The sequence below is a fragment of the Rhizobacter sp. P3_B12 genome, assembly GCF_056402895.1.
This window is the reverse complement of the sequence record NZ_JBFUGN010000587.1, coordinates 1-3,909: the sequence shown is the minus strand read 5'-3', so window position 1 is coordinate 3,909 and position 3,909 is coordinate 1. Positions and strand designations below refer to the sequence as shown.

Sequence of the window (3,909 nt, the reverse complement as noted above, 5' to 3'; positions counted from 1 at the left end):
ACCGCGACGACGCCGCGCCGCGCGCCTCCGGCACGCTGGAGGCCCACTACGCCCCGCGCGCCAAGCTGCGCCTGATGGCCGGGCCGATGCTGAATACCGCGTTGCAGATGCTCGAAGGCTCGACATTGAAGCTGGCGGTATATTCGCGAACCGTGCCCGCCAAGGCGGTGCGCGGGCTGCGCCACCGCGTGATGCCGTCGCAGGCATCGCAGGCGGCCCACGAACTTTTTTCCGCGCTGCGCGAACTCGATGCCGAGGGCGTGCATCTGATCTGGGTGGAAGAGCCGCCCGCCGATCCCGAATGGGACGGTGTGCGCGACCGCCTGCAACGGGCTGCCGCCGCCTGACTTCCTCCCCTCACCGTTTTCCCCTCTGGAGTGTTCATGATTTTCAAGGCTGATCCGAAGCAAAAGAGCTGGGTGCGCCTCGGTGCGGCCGTGCTGGCGGCCACGCAGCTCGCATCGTGCGGTGGCGGCACGCAGGTCGAGCGCTTCGTGCCGCGGCGGCTGGTCTCGTTCGGCGACGAAGCCAGCGTGATGTCGAGCACCAGTGCCAAGTACAGCATCAACGCGGTGATCTTCGACACCACCACCACCCCGGCCACGCCAACCACCGCGCTGGACTGCGCCACCAACCCGATCTGGATCCAGATGGTGGCCGGCACCTTCGGGTTGATCTTCGCGGAGTGCAACCCGAACAGCGCGGCGGTCACGGCGCAGACGCTGGCGGCGGTGGGTGCCGGCGTCAACGACGTGGCCTCGCAGATCACGCAGTTCACCTCCGGCGACTCGCTGTCGAACAAGGACCTGGTCACGGTGATGGCCGGCGCCAACGACATCGTCGCGCTGTACCAGCAGTTCCCCGGCCAGGACGCGGGCAGCCTGCAGGCGGCCGCCGCCGCGGCCGGCGATGCACTGGGCGGGCAGATCATCCGGCTGGCCGACCTCGGCGCGAAGGTGGTCGTCGCGACCGCCGCCGACCAGGGCCTGACGCCGTATGCGGTCGCCGAGGACCTGGCGAACCCGGGGCGCGCGGCCTTCCTGTCGGCCTTGAGCTTCCAGTTCAATGCCGCGCTGCGGCTGAAGCTCCAGGACGTGAAGGACGGCGGCAAGTCGGTCGGCCTGGTGGTGTTCGACGAGCGCCTGCAGGACATGGTGCGCAACTACCCCAACTACGGGCTGGTGAACAACAACGCGGCGGCCTGCCTGAGCACCGCCGTGCTGCCGAACTGCACCATCTCGACGCTGAAGAAGGTGCCGGAATCGGGCGTCCTCGATGCGACCGCCGGCACGTGGCTGTGGGCCGACAACCTGCGCTTCGGCCCCGTCGCCCACAGCCAGCTCGGCTCGATGGCTTCCAGCCGCGCCGTCAACAACCCGTTCTAGACGGCTGATTCCCGGCTCGCCAGCCACGCTTCTTTACACGGCGAGCGGGTTTCTCCGACGAGGCATCGCAACGGTGCCTCTTTATAGTCGGCCGCAACCATTCATCACGAACGGTGGGGGCCGCCGTGCGCCCGCCGACCAACCAAGGGGATTGCATGAAGAACTTCCGTTCCTGGGGTGCGGTGACGCTCGCGTCGCTGCTGCTCGCCGCGTGTGGCGGCGGGGGTGACGGCGACCAGTCGCCGCGCGTGCAGTACAGCGCGACGGTGTCGTTCGGTGACAGCCTGAGCGATGTCGGGACGTACGCCACGGCCGCGCTGGTCGCGACCACCCACGGCGGCAAGTACACCGTGAACAGCAGCGCCGCGAAGAACTGGACCGAGCTGCTGGCCGTGCAGGCCGGCACCGGTGCCCCATGCGCGGCGCAGACCGGGCTGGAATCGTCGGGGCCGCTGGCCGGCTTCGCACAGGCCGCCGCGCCCCACGCCGGCTGCTATGGCTACGCCCAGGGCGGGGCGCGGGTGACCAACCCGGTCGGCCCCGGCAACAAGGCCCTCATTGCCGCCGGCGACACCAGCGGCTACGTCGGCCAGCTCACCGTGCCGGTCGTCACGCAGATCAACAACCACCTGACCGCCGTCGGCGGCAGCTTCAGCGGCACCGAGCTGGTCACCGTGATGGCCGGCGGCAACGACGTGTTCATCAACCTGGCGGCCGTGAGCGCGGCCCAGGCCACGCCGACGCAGGCCGTCACGGCCATGGCCACGGCCGGCGGCGAGCTGGCGGCCTACATCAAGACGCTGATCCTCGCCAAGGGGGCGACGCACGTCGTCGTCGTGAACCTGCCCGACGTCAGCCAGACGCCACTCGGCTATTCGCAGAGTGCCGACGCGCAGACGCTGATCAACACGATGGTGACGCAGTTCAACGCCCAGCTGCACGCCGGCCTGGCCGGCACCACGGGCGTGCTCGAGGTCGACGCCTACACGCAGGGCCGCGACCAGGTCGCCCATCCTGAGATGTACGGCCTGACCAACGTGACGGCACCGGCCTGCGACCTGACCAGCGCGAACACCGCCAACACGGTCCAGATGCCCTTCGCCAGTTCGCTGGTGTGCTCGACCGACACGCTGATCGCCGGCGACACCTCGCGCTACGAGTTCGCCGACACGGTGCACCCGACGCCGTTCGCCTACCAGTTGCTCGCGCGGTTCGTCGCCAAGCGCATGGTCGAAAGCGGCTGGCTCTGAGCCCGCGCCCATCGATCAGCCCACCAAAGGACATTCCCATGACCCATGGCATCAAGACCCTTGCGATCGCGGCGCTGGCATTGCTCGGCAGCACCGCGGCGCTCGCGCAATCGGCCGGCACCTGGATGGTGAAGGCCGGCGCCAACCAGATCGCGCCGCAGGTGAAGAGCGACGACCTGAGCGCCTCCAGCCTGCCCAACAGCAAGGTCGACGTGAAGAGCGACACGCAGGCGATCTTCACGCTCGGCTACATGCTGACCGACAACGTCTCGCTGGAGTTCTTCGCCGGCCTGCCCTACAAGCACGACGTGGTGGGCGACGGCGCGCTGTCGGGCGTCGGCAAGCTGGGCACGGTCAAGCAGGTGTCGCCGACGCTGTTCGCGCAGTACCGCTTCCTGGAGGCGAGCTCGCCCTTTCGCCCCTACGTCGGCGCCGGCCTGACCTACGCGCACTTCTACGGCGCGGAAGGCTCGGGCGCGCTGACCGCGCTGACCAACCCGGGCGGCCCGCCGACCTCGATGTCGACGGATTCGGCCTTCGGGCCGTCGTTCCAGCTCGGCCTGAGCTACCAGTTCGACGCGCACTGGTTCGTCGACGGCTCGGTCATCAAGACCTACCTGAAGACGACCACCAAGCTGTCGACCGGGCAGTCGATCGACACGAAGCTGGACCCGATCTCGACCAACCTCTCGGTGGGCTACCGGTTCTGAGCGGCGTCAGTTCACCGTGTCGTTGATGACCCACTGGGTCATCGCGTCGAGGGCCGGGCGGGCGGCGTTGGCGTTGGGGTGGTTGATGATGGCCACCACGATGTAGCGCCGGCCGCTGTTGCCCAGCACGAAGCCGGCGATGCCGGCCACGTCCTTCAGCGACCCGGTCTTCAGGTGCCCGCGGCCGAGCGTCGCGCGCGAGCGCTTCAGCGTGCCGTCGAGGCCGCTGACCGGCAGCGAGCTCATCAGCTCCGGCATCACCGGCCCCATCCAGTCGGCCTGCAGCACGCGGGCGAGCAGCTGCGCGGTGATGCGCGAATCGCGCGACAGCCCCGAACCGTTGTCGATCGCGACCGACGGCGCCGCCTCCGGCCAGCGCTCGGCCAGCCACTGGCGCAGCACCTCGCGCGCGAGCTCCGGCGAGCCGAGGCCGCGCTGCGTCAGGCCGAGCGTCAGGAACAGCTGCTGCGCCATCACGTTGTTGCTGAACTTGTTGATGTCGCGGACCACCTCGGCCAGCGGCGGCGACACCAGCTCGAAGCTCGGCGGCGTGGACGGCGCGAG

General features: G+C 69.2%; 5 protein-coding genes. 4 read left to right on the top strand and 1 reads right to left on the bottom strand.

Features of this window, described 5'->3' with window-relative positions; genetic code table 11:
- The 4 genes from AC1D01_RS24210 to AC1D01_RS24195 all read left to right on the top strand — a co-directional run.
- Nucleotides 1-347 (top strand): Sua5 family C-terminal domain-containing protein (locus AC1D01_RS24210; RefSeq protein WP_477870882.1); only part of this gene is annotated, 347 nt, incomplete at its 5' end.
- Nucleotides 348-383: 36 nt separating this feature from the next.
- On the top strand, nucleotides 384-1,385 hold the full coding sequence (locus AC1D01_RS24205; protein ID WP_477870880.1) for an SGNH/GDSL hydrolase family protein: 1,002 nt from the start codon (nucleotides 384-386) through the stop codon (nucleotides 1,383-1,385).
- 155 nt (nucleotides 1,386-1,540) lie between these two features.
- Nucleotides 1,541-2,635: an SGNH/GDSL hydrolase family protein gene (locus tag AC1D01_RS24200; RefSeq protein ID WP_477870879.1), complete on the top strand. Its 1,095-nt coding sequence runs from the start codon at nucleotides 1,541-1,543 to the stop codon at nucleotides 2,633-2,635.
- Between the two features lie 38 nt (nucleotides 2,636-2,673).
- Entirely contained in the window at nucleotides 2,674-3,345 is a 672-nt protein-coding gene (locus AC1D01_RS24195; RefSeq protein ID WP_477870878.1) for an OmpW/AlkL family protein, read from the top strand.
- A gap of 6 nt (nucleotides 3,346-3,351) precedes the next feature.
- Here AC1D01_RS24195 and AC1D01_RS24190 read toward each other — a convergent pair.
- Nucleotides 3,352-3,909 (bottom strand): D-alanyl-D-alanine carboxypeptidase/D-alanyl-D-alanine-endopeptidase (locus tag AC1D01_RS24190; RefSeq protein WP_477870877.1); only part of this gene is annotated, 558 nt, incomplete at its 5' end.